Source organism: Arenibacter aquaticus, assembly GCF_003957295.1.
Lineage (GTDB): Bacteria > Bacteroidota > Bacteroidia > Flavobacteriales > Flavobacteriaceae > Arenibacter > Arenibacter aquaticus.
On the sequence record NZ_RQPJ01000021.1, the window covers coordinates 489,157 to 506,668 of the forward strand.

Genomic DNA, 17,512 nt, shown 5'->3' on the forward strand with positions numbered 1-17,512 from the left:
TATATGGCTATAAGCTTGTATTAAGATTGTTTACCTTTAGATTGTTATAATTCCAAAAGTACTAAAAAACAGCTGTTTTAAACGGTTTAAAAGGATATCAAAATATAGAAATGACCTCCAAGCTTTAATTAGATTCTATATATTAGTTAATTCTAGATGGGGCAAAATAAACCTTTTGACTATTTTGTTGTCTTATAATGGAACTTAAGTTAACTATGTTGATTGAAGAAGAAACATTAGTATTACAATTAAAACAAAAAGACCAGCAGGCGAAAGCCTTTGAGGTGTTGATAAACACCTACAAGGAACGGTTGTATTGGCATATAAGACGTATTGTTTTAAATCATGATGATGCCGATGATGTTTTGCAGAATACCTTTATAAAAGTGTTCCGGAATATAGATGGTTTTAAAGGAGATAGTAAATTGTACTCGTGGATGTATCGTATAGCGACTAATGAAGCATTATCTTTCCTTAAATCCAAATCCCAGAAGTTAAAGGTAAGCAATGAGCACTTGGTGAACAAGGCAGTCGAGAATTTAAGGGCGGATGTTTATTTTGAAGGTGATGAAATACAGCATAAACTACAAAAGGCCATTGCTTCGCTTCCCGAAAAACAAAAGTTGGTTTTTAATATGAAGTACTTTCAAGAATTGAAATACGAAGAGATTTCCGAAATTTTGGAGACCTCCGTAGGTGGCCTAAAGGCGTCTTATCATTTGGCATCAAAAAAGATAGAAGCCTTTTTAAAGGATAATTAAACCTTTTGAATAGATCAACGTCAAAATATTGTAATGGAAAAAATTAACGAAAATAATAACTTTAAAGTTCCCGAGGGATATTTTGATTCCCTGACGGATCAAATTATGGACAAGGTTGCCATGGAGGCGCCTATTGAGTCTAAAAATGAAGGCTTTAAGGTGCCCGAAGGTTATTTTGACAGTCTGGAGGACAAAATATATAGAAAATTAAATGAGGGTGATACTCAGGTCATCGCTCTTAACCCATATAAAAAATATTACTATATAGCCGCTTCCGTAGCAGCTGTAATACTAGTATATTTAGGCGTTCAATGGAATGTAGACGGCACCCCCACTTATTCGGACCTGGCCAATACTGACATAGAAAACTATTTGGAATTTGATGATTTGGGCATAAGTTCCTATGAGTTGGCCGAAATGCTGCCAATAGAGGAAATGGATATGAACGATATGCTGAAATATAGAATAGAAGATGAAAATATTGTAGATTATATAAATTCCAATATTGATGATTTTGAAGAATTAAACTTACATGACAATGAATAGATATTTTAAAATATTAGTCCCCATATTTCTATTTACCTTTTGTACTGAACTCCAGGCACAGAAACGCCCTAATTGGGAAAAAATAAAAGCACTTAAAGTGGCTTTTATAACAGAGCGCTTGGAACTCAGCCCTAAAGAGGCTCAAGTATTTTGGCCGATTTATAATGATTACGAGAGTAAAAAAGAAGGCTATTACAAGACCGAACGCTTTGATATAGGTGAGGATATCAAAAAATTGGATGAGCTCACTGATGCTGAAGCTAATGATCTTTTAATGCGTATTAAAAAATTGGAACAGGAAAAACGGTTGGCTCAAAGAGACTTTATAGAAAAAGTGTCCAAAACAATTTCTGCGAAAAAAACTATTTTGCTGATGCGTTCAGAAGAAGACTTTAAGCGTCACTTGATAAAACAATACAGGCAAAGAAATAATTAGAGGATACTATTAGTTTGTCCTTCCATTAGTTAGTTCTGTAGAACATTGTTTTGTAACAGCGATGACAATTATCCTTCGCCCTAAAAAAAATATCACCTAACAAGGCGTGTTTCACCATTAATAAAACTTGAAGTAATGGATAATCCTAGCAATCTTAAATGGTGTACCCTTCTATTAGTAGGTTCTGTGCCTATTTAAACAGGAGTTTTGCTATTCGGTTTTTTCCGGCTGCATAGGCAATGCTATCATTCAGAAATCGCATTGTATAAAAAGATTCATTGGACAGTTGTTTCCAAGTGGCACCGGAGTCATGGGAGTAGGCAATTCCTTTGAAACCTAAAGCAACCAATTGTTCCCCGTTGGCACTGGGAACAAATTGTACACAACTTCTAAAGTTGGGTAGCGTTCCACTGGCTATCAGTTGCCAGGTTTTGCCCCCATCCGTTGTAATAGCCTTATTTGCGACATTAATGTGGGGTTGGGTATAATCACCACCAATGGCAAAACCTATATTTTCATTATAAAAATCAACGGAAAAAATTCCTTGGGTATCCAAGCCACTTTCAATGGGAGTTTTAATACTTTGCCAGCTAAAGCCTTTGTCCTCGGTATAATAAACATTTCCCTTGCTAGTTCCTATCCAGGCTTTATTGCCCAATACCTTAATATTGGTATTGCTGGCGGCAAAGGCTCCCTCGCCTTTTTCGGCTTTTGGCAAAGAAGAGCAGGGGATCTTATTCCAGCTATAACCTCCGTCCCTTGTAATTATAATAGACAGGCATCCATTCATACTATCCCCTACGGCTATGCCTTCTTGATTATTCCAAAAGGTCATGGCGTCATAGAATACATCTTCGTCTTCTTCTAGGTACACCAGTTGCATTTCTCCTTGATCCCCGGTTTTGTACAGTAAAGCCGGACTCCCAATGGAGAGCATAAAGAAGTCGGAAGAGTTATGGGAAGTTGCCCTAAATTCTGGCACTATACTATCATAAAGCTGAGTATTTACCTTAACCTGACCATTTTCGGGATTTAGTAGGCCAAATGCCCCTTTGTTGGCAGCAAAAGCCACATTATTAGCCCCCATGATTTCAATAGTCCTGATACTCAGGGAGTCGGTAAAAACAGTCTGGATTTCAACAGTATTGAACTTGCCTGTTTGCTTATTATCTACGCATGAAGCCAGAAACAATAGAATTACAATCACCAAATAATTGCGCATATGTATAATTTTCCCCAAAAATAAGAGGAATAGCGTCTAATACAATACCTTTGCAATCTTAATTTTTAAAAATGCGATTACATAGAAATCTAGTGTTTGCCGTTGTTGATGCCTTAGGCTACATATTTAACGAAGGTGAGTATGCCGACAAAGTAGTGGAAAAGGTGTTAAAGTATGATAAACGATGGGGAGCCCGTGATAGGGGGTTTATTGCGGAGACCACCTACGAAATGGTTAGGTGGAAACGGTTATATGCCGAGATAGCCGAAGTAAAGGCACCTTATAGCAGGCCTAATCTTTTTAGAATGTTTGCCGTTTGGGCAGTACTTAAAGGAATAAAGCTACCAGATTGGAAGCAAATTGAACCTACTCCGGAAAGAAGGATCAAAGGGAAATTTGATGAACTTTCAAAAATACGTAAATACAAGGAATCTGTTCCGGATTGGATGGATGATCTAGGAGTAGAGGCTTTGGGAGAAGCCCTTTGGACAAAGGAAATACATGCCTTAAATGAACAAGCCGAGGTAATCCTTAGGGTAAATACCCTAAAAACTACCAAAGAAAACCTTAAAAGGGCCCTTCAGGAGACTGGCATAGAGACCGAAGCCATAAAAGGATATCCAGATGCCCTGAGGTTAAAAGAGCGATCCAACGTATTTATAACAGAAGCGTTTAAAAACGGATGGTTTGAAGTGCAGGATGCCTCATCCCAATTGGTGGCTCGCTTTTTGGAGGTAAAACCGGGGCAGCGTGTAGTGGACACCTGTGCGGGTGCAGGAGGTAAAACTTTACACCTGGCGGCGCTTATGGAAAATAAGGGTCAATTAATTGCACTGGACATATACGGCAACAAGCTTAAGGAATTAAAGCGTAGGGCCAAAAGAAATGGTGCGCATAATGTGGAAACCAGAGCCATAGATTCTACCAAAGTTATTAAAAAGTTATATGGTTCAGCAGATAGGGTTCTTATAGATGCCCCTTGCACAGGATTAGGGGTGTTAAAAAGAAATCCGGATGCTAAATGGAAATTGCAGCCCGAATTCTTGGATAAGATTACCGTTACGCAACAACAAATCTTACAGGATTACAGTAGAATTGTAAAGCCTGGAGGCAAGTTGGTCTATGCCACATGTTCTATTTTACCTCAGGAAAATATACAGCAGGTAAAACAATTTTTAAAATCGGAAGCTGGAAAAGATTTTAGCTTGGTAAAGGATAATAATGTATTTTCCTGTAAGACCGGTTTCGATGGATTTTATATGGCCCTTTTGGAGAGAAAGTTGGCCTAAACCTTTGTGGAGGAAAATAAAAAAGAGGCTGTTCCAATTAGTGAACAGCCTCTTTGCTTTTGCTATATATTTACAGTCCAATTCGGACACTTGGAGCGCTTATCCCAATTCCGGTGCGCACCGTAGTACGATTGGGGTAACTCCTATAGCGGTAATGGTTGTGATTGTAGTAGTAAAAACTTGCATGGGCATGATAATGCGAGCTATGGTGACAATGATCATCACAATGATTCCTGTGTTCGGCATAGGCATCCCGCTTACCTTTCATATAAGCTTTATAGGCCTTTTTATCCCTTTTTTTAAGTTTGCGCTCATATTCCTTTTGCGATTCCCAGAATTCTTCCTCCTCTTCAGCGGCTAATTCTTGCGATTGCTCAAATTGTGCATCCTCCTTGGCTCTTTGTTCGTAATAAGAAAGTTTTTCATCCTCTGATGGTGCTACCTCCTGTGCTGATAATCCAGCAGACATAAAAAACATTGCGGCCAAACTAAAAAAATGTATTCTTTTCATAACTAAGTCGTTTTATTGTTTCAGTAATTATAAAGTCACTGTTTGTATATAAAACAACCTACTTGTATTTCACCCTACCTTAAGTGCAGAAAAAAAATGGAGTCTATTAGAATATGTTTCGCATATCACTGATTGTCAGTGTGTCATCATGCATTAAGGATTCTGCTAAACTAAGGGTCTTGGTTAACTCATATTTAAAATAGAATTTCATAGAGTGGATTTTACTCTCATAGAACTCCTTGCTATAGGTCTGATTTTTTTCCTCCAAACTCTGTTGTGCCCGTACGGCCATTTCTAACCATATCCATCCTATTGTTACATGGGCAAAAAATTCCATGAACAAATTGGCATCGGCCAGATAGCGTTCATAATTACCTTTTTTGGCGAAGGGGGTTAAAAACTCCAGTACTTTCCTGGTTAGTTTAATTTTATCCCCCAGAATTTTCGCTTGGGAATGCAAATCCTTAAATGTCATTGCCAGCGTTATGGTTCCCAATATTTCGGTTAATAATAGCTCTAGGGCTTTTCCGTTTTCAAGAGGTATTTTTCTTCCCAATAAATCTTGTGATTGTATGCCAGTGGTACCTTCGTAAATACTAAAGATCCTTATATCTCGGAAGTATTGCTGCAATATAAAATCGTTACAGTACCCATATCCCCCCAATACCTGCAGTCCGTTACTCACCGCAATTGCTCCCGCCTCTGTAGGATAGGCCTTTACTATAGGGATAATCATTTCCAATAACAGCCTATATTTTCCCTTATCGGCCTTGTCCGCGGTTGATTGTATGAGATCATAATATTTGGCAGCTTTCAATACCAGGCTCAGGGATCCTTCGGCAATGGCCTTTTGCAGCAACAACATTCGCCGCACATCGGGGTGTTCAATAATCAGGGAGGGTTTTTCATCCGGGTTCTTTTTGCCGTCGCTGGAGAGTTTTCGGCCCTGTGGTCGTTCCTTGGCGTATTGCAGGGATGCGTGGTAGGCTGCCATACTGATTGCTGCAGCTCCTCTTCCAACACTTATTCTAGCACTGTTCATCATTAGGAACATATATTTTAAGCCTTTATGGGGCTCCCCTACCAACCAGCCCCGACAGTCACCGCTATCACCAAAACCCAAATGGGTGGTAGTGTAGCCGCGTTGTCCCATTTTTTGAAAATCGGCTACTGTATGAACATCATTTTTGCTTAAGCTTCCATCCTTGTTTACCCTATTCTTAGGAACTACAAACAAGGAAATCCCTTTTGTTCCTGAAGGGGCCCCTTCAATACGGGCCAATAGCAAATGCACAATGTTTTCTGCATATTGATGATCGCCTCCGGAAATAAATATCTTTTGTCCCGCGATATTGTAATGTCCCTCTTGGGTAGGAATGGCTTTGGTAGTTATATCGGACAAGGAGCTACCGGCTTGGGGCTCTGTAAGGCACATGGTGCCTCCCCATTTGCCCGCCAACATGTTGGGAACATAGGTTTTGTTTAGGTAGTCATCACCAAAATGAACAATCAGTTCCGCGGCCCCCTGTGTTAGACCAGGGTACCCAGGTAAATGATTATTGGCTGCCTCCTGAATGTATGTAGAGGCTGTATGGATCATAAAGGGTATTTGTAAGCCCCCCACATCATAGTCCAAAGGTCCTGCGATTATTCCCATTTCCCCAGCCTTCTTCATTACTACATCAACCTGTTTATGGACCATTACCGTCCCGTTTTGGTATTGGGCCGGGTTTTGATCCATCTCCTTAAAATAAGGGTATAGCTCACGATCGGAAAACTCCTTGACCGAATCCAAAAATAAGTCCAGGGAAGCTAAGTCGTGATCTTTGTAGCGTTCTGTTTCAAGAAGCTTGTCCAGTCCATGAACCTGGTATAACAAATATTTTAATGTATATATGTCGACATATTCCTTGGCCATAGAGCGTTGTTTAGTTAGAAGAGAGTTAGGGTAACCACCTAGGTAAGGTACAAAAAACAGCCCTTAAATAAGCATAGCATAAATCAAATTTGCTCTTTTTCAGTGTATTTAGAACAATTTAATTTGAAAGCTATGTATCAATTAAAGTGTTATGGCCTTAGTACCTGACCGGTATTCTTGTGGGAGGGCTCTCCCTAAAGTGGATGCTATTTTGATTGGCCATTGTCATCTTATATAAAATTTTATTTTAATCGCTGTATACAGTATAGGCAGGCGCAAGAAGTTCGCATTTGTATTTTCACAGACAAGAAAACTTCTTTCAGGGCAGTTATATGATGGACTTTTTAGGGGCAATTACATACAAAGGCCGTTGTTTATGTGGTAAGATGATAATTGCTTAAGGGGCTTAAATATTTTCCTTTCAGGGAGATACACAATATTGGATGTGATTTGATCTTTTTGGAACCCATGTAATTATTGGATTTTTATGGGCCGAATGCACACAGGGGCTAGAAATTAACAATCAACAAACAAAACTGTTAACTATTCTACTGAAAAATTACACATTAAAACCGTAAATTTGCTGCTTTCTAAAACATACAATTACAAATTAGATGATTCATTTCTTCGGAGACCTTAGCTACAAGATTTTTGCGGTACAGACCAACAACGACCTTTCACAAGAAGATAGTGCAAAACTTATGTGGTTGTTTGGCAACCAACCTAAAATAAACGCGGCGTCATTAGACGCCTTTTTTGTTGGTCCCAGGGCTGCCATGATTACCCCATGGAGTACCAATGCAACCGAAATAACCCAAAACATGGGTATTACAGGTATTGTTAGAATAGAGGAATTTACGGCGGTGGGAAAAGACGATAAAGATTATGACCCTATGCTTTCCCAAAAATATACTGCGCTAACGCAAGACGTATTTTCGGTGAATGTAGAACCGGCCCCAATTCTGGAAATAGATGATATTGGACAATATAACGAACAGGAGGGATTGGCATTAAGCAGTGAAGAGGTTGATTATCTGGAGCAGATGTCAAAAAAAATAGGACGTAAACTTACAGATTCTGAGGTTTTCGGTTTTAGCCAGGTAAACTCCGAACACTGTAGGCACAAAATATTTAATGGTACGTTTGTAATAGACGGGGAAGAAAAAAACAGCTCCCTATTTAAGCTAATCAAAAAAACAGCGCAAGAAAATCCAGGGGACATTGTATCGGCTTACAAGGATAATGTAGCCTTTCTAAAAGGTCCCAAAGTGGTACAGTTTGCCCCCAAAAGTGCAGACAGACCGGATTTTTATGAAGAAAAAGATTTTGAATCCGTTATTTCTTTAAAGGCCGAGACACATAATTTCCCTACTACGGTTGAACCTTTCAATGGTGCTGCCACTGGTGCCGGTGGGGAGATCAGGGATCGTTTGGCGGGTGGTAAGGGGTCCTTACCATTGGCAGGAACGGCGGTTTATATGACGGCCTACTCTAGGTTGGAAGGAAACAGGCCATGGGAACAAGCCATGGAGGAAAGGGAATGGTTGTATCAAACCCCTATGGATATTTTGATAAAGGCATCCAATGGAGCCTCTGATTTTGGGAATAAATTTGGTCAGCCCTTGATTGCTGGTTCGGTACTTACTTTTGAACACGATGAGGCTGGCAATACTTCTGGGGCGGACCAAAATAGGAAATTGGGCTACGATAAGGTTATAATGCAAGCTGGGGGTATTGGATATGGTAAGGCTGAACAAGCCCTTAAGGATGTTCCCAAAACAGGTGATAAAATAGTTATACTTGGTGGAGACAACTACCGAATTGGTATGGGAGGGGCAGCAGTGTCCAGTGCCGATACGGGAGAATTTGGGGTCACCATAGAATTAAATGCCATTCAGCGTTCCAATCCAGAAATGCAGAAAAGGGCAGCCAATGCCATTCGTGGTATGGTAGAAAATGATCATAACCCTATTGTTTCCATTCATGATCATGGTGCAGGCGGACACTTAAACTGTCTTTCGGAATTGGTAGAAGAAACGGGAGGAAAAATAGATTTGGACAAATTGCCCATTGGTGACCCTACCCTATCCGCTAAAGAGACTATCGGTAATGAGTCCCAGGAACGTATGGGATTGGTAATAGGGAAAGAGGATGTTGAGCAATTGCACAGAATAGCCGATAGGGAGCGATCTCCTATGTACGAAGTAGGAGATGTAACGGGTGACCAGCGATTTACCTTTAAATCTGCCCAAACGGGCGAAAGTCCTATGGACCTAGAGCTGTCCGATATGTTTGGAAGCTCTCCAAAGACGATAATGAAAGACCAGTCTATTAATAGAACATACGCAGCTCCTTCCTATTCCTTGGAACATTTTCACGACTATTTGGACCAGGTGTTGCAATTGGAAGCTGTGGCAAGTAAGGATTGGTTGACAAATAAGGTGGATCGTTGTGTGGGCGGAAAAGTAGCAAAACAACAGTGCGCTGGCCCCTTGCAGTTACCTCTAAACAATTGTGGTGTAATGGCCTTGGATTATAAGGGTAAGGAAGGGATAGCTACCTCTATTGGGCATTCTCCAATTTCTGGTCTTATAGATCCCGCCGCGGGTAGTAAGAATAGTATAGCTGAAGCCTTGACCAATTTGGTCTGGGCCCCCTTAAAAGACGGATTGAGCGCTGTGTCACTCTCTGCCAACTGGATGTGGCCCTGTAAAAACCCTGGAGAAGATGCCAGGTTGTACGAGGCAGTAGAGGCTGTATCGGATTTTGCCATTGCCTTGGGAGTCAATGTTCCTACCGGAAAGGATTCACTATCCATGAAACAACGGTATAAGGATGCAGAAGTTATAGCCCCGGGAACGGTTATTATATCTGCTGCGGCCAATTGTATAGATATAAATAAGGTGGTAGAACCCGTATTGCAAAAAAATGCAGGGGACATTTACTACATTAACTTATCCCAAGATACTTTTAAATTGGGGGGATCTTCATTTGCCCAAGTTTTAAATACTATTGGGGATGAAGCACCTAGCATAATGGATGCTTTAAAATTTAAAGAGGTTTTCAATACCATACAAGGATTAATTCTTGAAGGAAAGATTGTTGCTGGTCATGATGTGGCTTCCGGGGGATTGATCACAACCCTTTTGGAACTATGCTTCGCCGATCTTAATTTAGGGGCCAATTTGGACCTGAGTGCAATAGGCGAGGCAGATAGTATAAAATTGTTGTTCTCGGAAAATGCGGGAATTGTTTTTCAAGCAAAAGATAGCACGGTAGAAAAGACACTGGTAGACAGTGGAATCGACTTTTATAAAATTGGATCGGTAAGTGAAAATGCTACCTTGACCATTAAGAACCAGGGCATGGAAATGGGATTGAACATAGAATCTCTGCGCGATACATGGTTTAAGACCTCTTACCTCTTGGATAAACAACAAACCGCCAACGACTTGGCCAAGGACAGGTACAGCAATTATAAGCAGCAACCATTGCGCTATATCTTTCCAAGAAGTTTTGAGGGTACGTTACCTAGTAAACCAGCAACTAGACCAAAAGCCGCAATCCTAAGGGAAAAAGGCAGTAATTCTGAACGTGAAATGGCCAATGCCATGTACCTTGCCGGTTTTGAGGTAAAGGATGTACACATGACCGATTTAATTTCAGGTAGGGAAACCTTGGAAGATATTCAGTTTATTGGTGCGGTAGGTGGTTTCTCCAATTCCGATGTTTTGGGGAGTGCCAAAGGATGGGCAGGAGCCTTTAAATACAACAAAAAGGCAAATTTGGCCCTAAAGAAGTTTTTTGCAAGACCCGATACGCTATCTATAGGTATTTGTAATGGTTGTCAATTATTTATGGAATTGGAATTGATTAATCCGGAGCATTCAGAACACGGGAAAATGACCTATAACGATTCCCATAAACACGAAAGTGGATTTACCTCAGTGGCTATACAGAAGAACAACTCCGTAATGCTTTCCACTTTGGAAGGAGCTACGCTGGGAGTCTGGATATCCCATGGGGAAGGTAAATTTAAACTGCCCTTATCACCTGATCAATATAATATTGTGGCCAATTATGGTTATGAAGGTTATCCTGCCAATCCAAATGGCAGCGATTTTAATACTGCCATGTTGTGTGATTCCTCCGGTAGGCATTTGGTGACCATGCCCCATATAGAACGTTCTATTTTTCAATGGAACTGGGCCCATTATCCTGCAGGAAGAAAGGATGCTGTTACACCGTGGTTGGAAGCTTTCGTCAATGCCCGTAAATGGCTTGAGGCAAAGCAGTAATGATATTTTATGGGATTGCGATGAATAATTTTGCTTTTTGTCAGGTTTTAAATTAATTCATCCTAATTAAAAAGAGATCTTTTTGCTTCTAATTGTGGAAGGTAAAAAAAGCCGTTGTTCCTTGGTAGGGGAACAACGGCTTTTTAGTTGTGATTTCTTCCCGGAGCCAAAATAATGGGGAAGGTTTCACTGTAGGAGTGTTTGTTACTTTTTGGAATAATCGGCATGGATAGCCTTGTCAAATGCTTCCCAATGTTCAGGTTTCATTCTTTCTGGGGTAAAGAGGCAAATACCTGCAGCACCATTTTCCATAGAAGCCCTAATAGCAGTCTCTATCTCTGAAGGTAAAAGACCGTGATTCTCGGGATCGTTCTCATTTGTTTTGTTTTCTGGATTAGGGCAAATAAAAAGTCCGCTATAAATAGGCTTTTCACCATTAACAGAGGTCACTTCTTCCTTGGTGATTTCGCCAACCCATTCCGGACCTTTTAAGTAAAAATCGTTGTAATTCATTGGGTAAAAGGCATCCAAATCCCATTTGTTCCATTCTTGACGTACCATTTTCATTGCGTTACTAGGTCCTGGAAATACAGCAGCGTTTATTTCTTTGCCTTTTTCATGAACTATTTTGGCCAAACCATTTACTACATTGGTAATTAGATCATATCTAAATTGTTTCCATTCTTGTATTTGTGAAGGGTCTTTCACCTCCTTGATGTCGATTCCCGATTTTTCCTTGAAATCGGAAACACATTTGTCACAGTAGCAATAATCGGCCACATCGTATTCCTCGTGCATGGTGAGTCCATATTTATCCCATAGGCCTTCTGCCAAGATCACATCCGGGAAACGGATATAATCCAAATGGATGCCGTCTACCTCTTCTACATCGGCAATGCCCCCGTACAATTCAGCCAAAAACTTGAAAGTTCCCTCCTTATTAGGGCAAAGAAAATTGTAATAGGAAACATATGCCGGCTTGTCCAAAGCAGACTCCCCCCTCCTATTCACTGCATAGAGATCTTTGCTTAGTTTTGGATTTTTACCTTGTACCATTGTTGGTACCCAGGTATGAAATTCCATCCCAGCATCCTTTGCTAATTTACCTACCCGCTTGTAGGTTTCCGGGTCATGCCCCCCATTGTACATAAGGCCATCAATTCCTTTTTCCTTGTAATCCATAAATTTCTCCAGGATTTCCTGATCACTGGCTTTGCCAGGACCACCTGTCCATGCGTAAACCGGAATTTTGGATTTTTCCGCGCATGAAATCATAGTAAGGACAGTTACTACAGTTGCCAGAATTTTTTTCATTCGTTTAGTTTGTTTGTGTTAATAATTGGATATAAACAGCATGTTCCCCAGCTATTTTACTACTAGGAGGTTCCATGCCATTATCTTAAAATTAGTTAAAACTTTGAACTTAATCATTTTGTACATTTTAATATATAAAACTTAGCTAAGTAACCCTAGAAATAATATAAACAACATGGAAATGGGGTTCTAAGTGCGTATTATGTTTTCTATGAATATATTTAAGGGGAAATCTAATTGTATTATATGGGTTGGTGCAGGGCGCATTAAAGGAATAGAAAAATAGGTCAATGTTCTAGCTGTGTATAGGTTAAATTAATGGGGGAGATTTAATTTTTACCTTTTTATTGAGCCAAAAAATATGGACCTCTCATTTTTTTTATATCATTTATACGAATGTGATTTTAAAATACCGTTCCCTTTTCTTAATTTGCGAAGACGAATAGTTAAGAACATATGCAAGAAATTACGCGGCTTTTTGATTTTCCTTATTATCAACTAGAGAAATTCAATTTAGAAAAATCCCTCGTCACCAAATATAACGGGGAGTGGGTTGCTACCTCTACACAAGAATTCATAGACAAGGCTAATGCCGTTAGTAGGGCGTTACTTCGCTTGGGTGTTAAGCCCAATGATAAAATAGCACTTATTTCCATGACCAATCGTACGGAATGGAATATTATGGACATAGGAATACTTCAGCTTGGAGCCCAGAATGTACCTATATATCCAACTATATCCGAAGAGGATTATGAATATGTGCTAAATCATTCAGAGGCTACCTTTTGTTTTGTTTCCTGTAAGGAGGTCTATGAAAAGGTGAATGCCGTAAAGGCCAATACACCGCATTTGAAGGATGTTTATTCCTTTGACGAATTGGATAATTGTAAAAATTGGAGCGAAATACTGGAACTTGGTAAGGATACTTCCAACCAACAAGAGGTAGAAGAATTAAAAGAGAGGGTTAAACCAGAGGATTTGGCTACCTTAATCTATACCTCTGGGACCACAGGTAGACCTAAAGGGGTGATGCTGAGCCACAATAATGTGGTAAGCAATGTTAAGGAAAGCGTAGAGCGTTTGCCAATTGAGCACGGTAATACTACATGTTTAAGTTTTTTGCCCGTATGTCATATTTATGAAAGAATGCTGGTATATCTATACCTCTATGCGGGGGTAAGTATTCACTTTGCCGAGTCTATGGACAAGATTAGTGAAAACATTAAGGAGTGCGCTCCCCATGTTATGACTGCAGTACCAAGGCTTTTGGAAAAGGTATATGATAAGATTATTGCCAAGGGAGCGGAATTGACGGGGATAAAAAAGAATTTATTTTTCTGGGCTGTTGAAGTGGGATTGAAATATGAACCATACGGGCAGTGTGGTTGGTGGTATGAGCAGAAATTGGCCCTTGCAAGGAAACTGATATTCAGTAAATGGAAAGAAGGTTTAGGAGGAAATTTATCACTTATCGCCTCAGGTAGTGCTGCCCTACAACCTAGGTTAGCCCGAATTTTCAATGCGGCCGAACTTGGTGTTATGGAGGGCTATGGTCTTACCGAAACTTCGCCTGTGGTCTCCGTTAATGATATGAGGAACGGCGGGTTCAGGATTGGTACAGTAGGTAAACTACTGAACAATACCGAGGTCAAAATTGCCGATGACGGGGAAATTTGTGTTAAAGGGCCCCAAGTAATGATGGGGTATTATAAGGATGAAGAAAAAACCAAGGAAGTTATAAAAGACGGCTACTTTCATACTGGGGATATTGGGGAAATAGATTCTGACGGATTCCTCAAGATTACCGATCGGAAGAAGGAGATGTTTAAAACCTCAGGAGGAAAGTACGTGGCCCCACAGTTATTGGAAAATAGGTTTAAACAATCTAGATTTATAGAACAAATAATGGTAGTAGGTGAAGGGGAGAAAATGCCAGCCGCCATTATACAACCCGATTTTGACTTTGTACGAAGCTGGGCCCAAAGACATAACATAAAGTTGGAAGACAATGAGAGCTTGGTGAAAAATGAAAAGGTATATGCAAGGATACAGGAAGAAGTAGACCAGGCCAATGATAGTTTTGCCAAATGGGAAAAAGTCAAACAATTTAGGCTAACCCCAGATGTATGGAGCATAGAAGAAGGGCACCTCACTCCTACCCTAAAACTAAAACGAAAAATAGTAAAGGGAAAATATATCGGGCTGTATAACGATATCTATGGTAGATAAGAAAATTTAGTCTTTTTGATAACAGCTTCTTTGATTAGGGGCTGTTTTTGTATTGTAACTTTTTTTGTTGTTTTATTATGCATGCATAGTAAATTTTGTTATCTTTGAGACAACCAACAACAAAACATGAAAGATATTACAATAGATTATGCGCTTAGGGCCACATGGCAGGCGGTGACCAAGATGTATAATGAAGAAGCTAGAAAATTTGGGAGTACCATGGCTGTAGGGTTTACATTGCTGAGTATAGATCCCAAAACCGGCACTCCTTCTACGGCATTGGGGCCTAAAATGGGCATGGAAGCTACCAGTTTGTCCAGGATCCTTAAGAGTATGGAAAAAAAAGGGCTTATAGAGCGTAAACCCAATCCAAATGATGGAAGAGGTGTATTGATTCATCTAACAGCATTTGGACTGGAAAAAAGAAACGACTCCAAGGCTACGGTTTTGCGATTTAATGAAGTGGTACGGGAACATGTGTCCGATGAGAAGTTGGATACTTTTTTTGAGGTAACCGATATTATCAATCATCTTATTGCAGAAAAGAAAATCTATTAAAAATTAAAAAACTAATTAATACGTTTTTATTGATGAACAAACACATTAAAAAAGTAGCAGTTATTGGTTCGGGGATTATGGGTAGTGGTATTGCTTGCCATTTTGCCAATATAGGAGTAGAAGTTTTGCTTTTGGATATTGTGCCAAGAGAACTCAACGATAAGGAAAAGGCCAAGGGGCTAACCTTAAAAGACAAGGTAGTTAGAAACCGCTTGGTAAACAATTCCCTAGTGACGGCCTTAAAGTCCAAACCCTCCCCTATTTACCATCAAAGTTTTGCCCAAAGAATTACCACTGGTAATCTGGAAGATGACATTGCCAAAGTAGGAGAGGTAGATTGGATTATTGAGGTGGTCGTAGAACGATTGGACATTAAGAGGTCCGTTTTTGAAAACTTGGAAAAATACAGGACACCGGGCACATTGATTACCTCTAACACCTCTGGTATTCCCATAAAATTTATGAGTGAAGGCCGAAGTGAGGATTTTCAAAAGCATTTCTGCGGAACCCATTTCTTTAATCCGGCCCGATATTTAAAACTTTTTGAAATTATTCCCGGTCCCAAGACCTCTCCAGATGTATTGGAGTTTTTAAATGGATACGGAGAACAATTTTTGGGAAAAACCGCTGTAGTAGCTAAGGATACTCCAGCTTTTATAGGCAATAGAATTGGTACTTTTGGGATAATGAGTTTGTTTCATGCGGTTCAAGAATTGGAGCTTACCGTTGAGGAAGTGGACAAGCTTTCCGGCCCAGTCATAGGTAGGCCTAAATCGGCCACTTTTAGGACGGTTGATGTGGTAGGACTTGATACATTGGTCCATGTTGCCAACGGTATTGCTGAAAATTGCAAAGACGATGAAAGTCGGGATGTATTTCAACTTCCGGATTTTATTGGTAAAATGATTGAAAATAAATGGTTCGGTAGTAAAACAGGACAAGGGTTTTATAAAAAAGAAGGACGTGAGATCTTGGCATTGGATTTAAAATCAATGGAATACCGACCTAGAAAAAAAGCCAGTTTTTCTACCCTTGAGCTTACAAAGACTATAGAAAATGTAGTTGATAGGTTCAAGGTTTTAGTGGGCGGGAAAGACAAAGCCGGTGATTTTTATAGAAAGACATTCTCCTCCCTATTTGCATATTCCTCTAATAGGATTCCGGAAATAACGGGGGAACTCTATAAAATAGATGATGCCATGAAGGCTGGTTTTGGATGGGGACACGGTCCGTTTCAAATTTGGGATGCTATAGGCGTTGAACAGGGAATAACAATGATGAAGGAAGAGGGTTTTCAACCTGCAGATTGGGTAACCCATATGCTGGCTTCGGGAAATAAAACCTTTTACTCCGTTAAGGATGGCGCTACCTATTTCTATGATATTCCCAAAAAGGAAATGACAAAAATTCCTGGTCAGGATTCCTTTATCATATTGGATAATATTAGAAAATCCAAAGAGGTATGGAAAAATTCGGGGGTAGTTATAGAAGATTTGGACGATGGTATTCTTAATGTGGAATTCCAGTCTAAAATGAACACCATAGGCGGGGATGTATTGGCCGGACTGAACAAAGCGATCGACTTGGCAGAAAAGGAATTCCAAGCTTTGGTGGTAGGAAATCAGGCTCCCAACTTTTCGGTTGGGGCCAACATTGGCATGATATTTATGATGGCTGTTGAACAGGAATATGACGAGTTGAATATGGCCATAAAAATGTTCCAGGATACAATGATGAGGATGCGCTATTCAGCAATCCCTACAATCTCAGCCCCGCACGGAATGACTCTTGGCGGTGGTTGTGAATTGTCCCTACACGCCGATAAGGTTGTAGCTGCGGCCGAAACCTATATTGGGTTGGTAGAATTTGGAGTTGGGGTAATCCCTGGAGGTGGTGGATCCAAGGAAATGACATTGAGAGCCTCGGACACTTTTAGGAAAAACGATGTGGAATTAAATGTACTTCAAGAATACTTCCTCACCATTGGGATGGCCAAGGTGTCTACATCTGCCTATGAGGCCTTTGATATGGGGGTGCTACAAAAAGGAAAGGACATTGTGGTGGTAAACAAAGACAGACAGATAGCCACCGCCAAGGCCTACGCCAAACTAATGGCAGAACAAGGATATACCCAGGCCCCAAGACGTAAAGATGTAAAGGTGTTGGGGAAACAGGCCTTGGGAATGTTCCTAGTAGGAACGGATGCTATGGAAGATAGTAACTACATAAGTGAGCATGATCATAAAATAGCCAATAAATTGGCCTATGTAATGGCAGGGGGCGACTTATCGGAGCCTACCTTGGTTAGCGAACAATATTTATTGGACCTGGAACGTGAAGCATTTTTGTCGCTCTGTACAGAAAGAAAAACTTTGGAGCGTATTCAACATATGCTGAAAACAGGAAAGCCATTACGGAATTAGGAGACCA

At 40.2% G+C, this 17,512-nt stretch carries 12 protein-coding genes; 8 read left to right on the forward strand and 4 right to left on the reverse strand.

Features of this window, described 5'->3' with window-relative positions:
• Positions 1–218 precede the first annotated feature (218 nt).
• Genes EHW67_RS18010 through EHW67_RS18020 form a run of 3 tightly spaced genes read left to right on the forward strand, consistent with a single transcriptional unit; the run spans position 219 to position 1,743 of the window.
• The gene (locus tag EHW67_RS18010; protein ID WP_126164140.1) at positions 219–761 is read left to right on the forward strand and encodes an RNA polymerase sigma factor; all 543 of its coding nucleotides are present in this window, start codon (positions 219–221) and stop codon (positions 759–761) included.
• A gap of 33 nt (positions 762–794) precedes the next feature.
• Positions 795–1,307 (forward strand): hypothetical protein, encoded by a 513-nt coding sequence (locus EHW67_RS18015; protein WP_126163777.1) that lies wholly within the window; start codon positions 795–797, stop codon positions 1,305–1,307.
• The gene (locus EHW67_RS18020; RefSeq protein ID WP_126163778.1) at positions 1,300–1,743 is read left to right on the forward strand and encodes a hypothetical protein; all 444 of its coding nucleotides are present in this window, start codon (positions 1,300–1,302) and stop codon (positions 1,741–1,743) included. The genes EHW67_RS18015 and EHW67_RS18020 overlap by 8 nt, the downstream gene beginning before the upstream one ends.
• A gap of 190 nt (positions 1,744–1,933) precedes the next feature.
• Here EHW67_RS18020 and EHW67_RS18025 read toward each other — a convergent pair whose 3' ends face one another.
• On the reverse strand, positions 1,934–2,965 hold the full coding sequence (locus EHW67_RS18025; RefSeq protein WP_126163779.1) for a WD40/YVTN/BNR-like repeat-containing protein: 1,032 nt from the start codon (positions 2,963–2,965) through the stop codon (positions 1,934–1,936).
• A gap of 71 nt (positions 2,966–3,036) precedes the next feature.
• Here EHW67_RS18025 and EHW67_RS18030 point away from each other — a divergent pair, with 71 nt between their 5' ends.
• A complete protein-coding gene (locus tag EHW67_RS18030) occupies positions 3,037–4,254 on the forward strand; it encodes an RsmB/NOP family class I SAM-dependent RNA methyltransferase (protein WP_126163780.1) in 1,218 nt (405 codons plus the stop codon).
• A gap of 70 nt (positions 4,255–4,324) precedes the next feature.
• Here EHW67_RS18030 and EHW67_RS18035 read toward each other — a convergent pair whose 3' ends face one another.
• Complete coding sequence (locus tag EHW67_RS18035) at positions 4,325–4,765, reverse strand: hypothetical protein (protein ID WP_126163781.1); 441 nt, start codon at positions 4,763–4,765, stop codon at positions 4,325–4,327.
• Positions 4,766–4,871: 106 nt separating this feature from the next.
• Positions 4,872–6,683: an acyl-CoA dehydrogenase gene (locus EHW67_RS18040; protein ID WP_126163782.1), complete on the reverse strand. Its 1,812-nt coding sequence runs from the start codon at positions 6,681–6,683 to the stop codon at positions 4,872–4,874.
• 614 nt (positions 6,684–7,297) lie between these two features.
• On the opposite strand from EHW67_RS18040, the gene purL reads away from it, so the two are divergent.
• Complete coding sequence (gene purL / locus EHW67_RS18045) at positions 7,298–10,981, forward strand: phosphoribosylformylglycinamidine synthase (protein ID WP_126163783.1); 3,684 nt, start codon at positions 7,298–7,300, stop codon at positions 10,979–10,981.
• Positions 10,982–11,185: 204 nt separating this feature from the next.
• Here purL and EHW67_RS18050 read toward each other — a convergent pair whose 3' ends face one another.
• Positions 11,186–12,295, reverse strand: a complete 1,110-nt coding sequence (locus EHW67_RS18050; RefSeq protein WP_126163784.1) for a glycoside hydrolase family 10 protein — start codon at positions 12,293–12,295, stop codon at positions 11,186–11,188.
• Positions 12,296–12,751: 456 nt separating this feature from the next.
• Between EHW67_RS18050 and EHW67_RS18055 the strand changes: the two genes are divergently transcribed.
• From EHW67_RS18055 to EHW67_RS18065, 3 genes are all read left to right on the forward strand, one after another.
• Positions 12,752–14,524 carry an AMP-dependent synthetase/ligase gene (locus EHW67_RS18055; protein ID WP_126163785.1) on the forward strand — a complete coding sequence of 591 codons (1,773 nt, stop codon included), beginning with the start codon at positions 12,752–12,754 and terminating at the stop codon, positions 14,522–14,524.
• 126 nt (positions 14,525–14,650) lie between these two features.
• Positions 14,651–15,082: a MarR family winged helix-turn-helix transcriptional regulator gene (locus tag EHW67_RS18060; protein ID WP_126163786.1), complete on the forward strand. Its 432-nt coding sequence runs from the start codon at positions 14,651–14,653 to the stop codon at positions 15,080–15,082.
• A 32-nt stretch (positions 15,083–15,114) separates the two neighbouring features.
• Complete coding sequence (locus tag EHW67_RS18065; protein ID WP_126163787.1) at positions 15,115–17,505, forward strand: 3-hydroxyacyl-CoA dehydrogenase/enoyl-CoA hydratase family protein; 2,391 nt, start codon at positions 15,115–15,117, stop codon at positions 17,503–17,505.
• The last annotated feature ends 7 nt before the right edge of the window (positions 17,506–17,512 follow it).

What these genes read in the sequence shown, in the direction of transcription:
- EHW67_RS18015 (WP_126163777.1), top strand. Translation starts at nt 795, where the DNA reads ATGGAAAAAATTAACGAAAATAATAACTTTAAAGTTCCCGAGGGATAT.
- EHW67_RS18020 (WP_126163778.1), top strand. Translation starts at nt 1,300, where the DNA reads ATGAATAGATATTTTAAAATATTAGTCCCCATATTTCTATTTACCTTT.
- EHW67_RS18025 (WP_126163779.1), bottom strand. Translation starts at nt 2,965, where the DNA reads ATGCGCAATTATTTGGTGATTGTAATTCTATTGTTTCTGGCTTCATGC.
- EHW67_RS18030 (WP_126163780.1), top strand. Translation starts at nt 3,037, where the DNA reads ATGCGATTACATAGAAATCTAGTGTTTGCCGTTGTTGATGCCTTAGGC.
- EHW67_RS18035 (WP_126163781.1), bottom strand. Translation starts at nt 4,765, where the DNA reads ATGAAAAGAATACATTTTTTTAGTTTGGCCGCAATGTTTTTTATGTCT.
- EHW67_RS18040 (WP_126163782.1), bottom strand. Translation starts at nt 6,683, where the DNA reads ATGGCCAAGGAATATGTCGACATATATACATTAAAATATTTGTTATAC.
- purL (WP_126163783.1), top strand. Translation starts at nt 7,298, where the DNA reads ATGATTCATTTCTTCGGAGACCTTAGCTACAAGATTTTTGCGGTACAG.
- EHW67_RS18050 (WP_126163784.1), bottom strand. Translation starts at nt 12,295, where the DNA reads ATGAAAAAAATTCTGGCAACTGTAGTAACTGTCCTTACTATGATTTCA.
- EHW67_RS18055 (WP_126163785.1), top strand. Translation starts at nt 12,752, where the DNA reads ATGCAAGAAATTACGCGGCTTTTTGATTTTCCTTATTATCAACTAGAG.
- EHW67_RS18060 (WP_126163786.1), top strand. Translation starts at nt 14,651, where the DNA reads ATGAAAGATATTACAATAGATTATGCGCTTAGGGCCACATGGCAGGCG.
- EHW67_RS18065 (WP_126163787.1), top strand. Translation starts at nt 15,115, where the DNA reads ATGAACAAACACATTAAAAAAGTAGCAGTTATTGGTTCGGGGATTATG.